The organism is Pseudomonas sp. rhizo25, from assembly GCF_031931935.1.
GTDB lineage: Bacteria > Pseudomonadota > Gammaproteobacteria > Pseudomonadales > Pseudomonadaceae > Aquipseudomonas > Aquipseudomonas synxantha.
Genome location: NZ_JAUJXA010000039.1, coordinates 1 through 1,392, shown reverse-complemented (window position 1 = coordinate 1,392; position 1,392 = coordinate 1). Strand labels below are relative to the sequence as shown.

The following is a 1,392-nucleotide window of genomic DNA, read 5'->3' as shown; positions in this document are numbered from 1 at the left end:
ATCTTTTAGATGACGAAGTGGTTGATGCCATGCTTCCAAGAAAAGCTTCTAAGCTTCAGGTAACCAGGAACCGTACCCCAAACCGACACAGGTGGTTGGGTAGAGAATACCAAGGCGCTTGAGAGAACTCGGGTGAAGGAACTAGGCAAAATGGCACCGTAACTTCGGGAGAAGGTGCGCCGGTGAGGGTGAAGGACTTGCTCCGTAAGCTCATGCCGGTCGAAGATACCAGGCCGCTGCGACTGTTTATTAAAAACACAGCACTCTGCAAACACGAAAGTGGACGTATAGGGTGTGACGCCTGCCCGGTGCCGGAAGGTTAATTGATGGGGTTAGCTAACGCGAAGCTCTTGATCGAAGCCCCGGTAAACGGCGGCCGTAACTATAACGGTCCTAAGGTAGCGAAATTCCTTGTCGGGTAAGTTCCGACCTGCACGAATGGCGTAACGATGGCGGCGCTGTCTCCACCCGAGACTCAGTGAAATTGAAATCGCTGTGAAGATGCAGTGTATCCGCGGCTAGACGGAAAGACCCCGTGAACCTTTACTATAGCTTTGCACTGGACTTTGAATTTGCTTGTGTAGGATAGGTGGGAGGCTTTGAAGCGTGGACGCCAGTCTGCGTGGAGCCAACCTTGAAATACCACCCTGGCAACTTTGAGGTTCTAACTCAGGTCCGTTATCCGGATCGAGGACAGTGTATGGTGGGTAGTTTGACTGGGGCGGTCTCCTCCTAAAGAGTAACGGAGGAGTACGAAGGTGCGCTCAGACCGGTCGGAAATCGGTCGTAGAGTATAAAGGCAAAAGCGCGCTTGACTGCGAGACAGACACGTCGAGCAGGTACGAAAGTAGGTCTTAGTGATCCGGTGGTTCTGTATGGAAGGGCCATCGCTCAACGGATAAAAGGTACTCCGGGGATAACAGGCTGATACCGCCCAAGAGTTCATATCGACGGCGGTGTTTGGCACCTCGATGTCGGCTCATCACATCCTGGGGCTGAAGCCGGTCCCAAGGGTATGGCTGTTCGCCATTTAAAGTGGTACGCGAGCTGGGTTTAGAACGTCGTGAGACAGTTCGGTCCCTATCTGCCGTGGACGTTTGAGATTTGAGAGGGGCTGCTCCTAGTACGAGAGGACCGGAGTGGACGAACCTCTGGTGTTCCGGTTGTCACGCCAGTGGCATTGCCGGGTAGCTATGTTCGGAATAGATAACCGCTGAAAGCATCTAAGCGGGAAACTAGCCTCAAGATGAGATCTCACTGGGACCTTGAGTCCCCTGAAGGGCCGTCGAAGACTACGACGTTGATAGGTTGGGTGTGTAAGCGCTGTGAGGCGTTGAGCTAACCAATACTAATTGCCCGTGAGGCTTGACCATATAACACCCAAGCAATTTG

The 1,392-nt window shown here is 52.9% G+C and carries 1 rRNA gene; it reads left to right on the top strand.

Features of this window, described 5'->3' with window-relative positions:
• A 23S ribosomal RNA gene (locus QZR30_RS27815) occupies positions 1–1,373 on the top strand; the annotation flags it as partial.
• Positions 1,374–1,392: the final 19 nt, after the last annotated feature.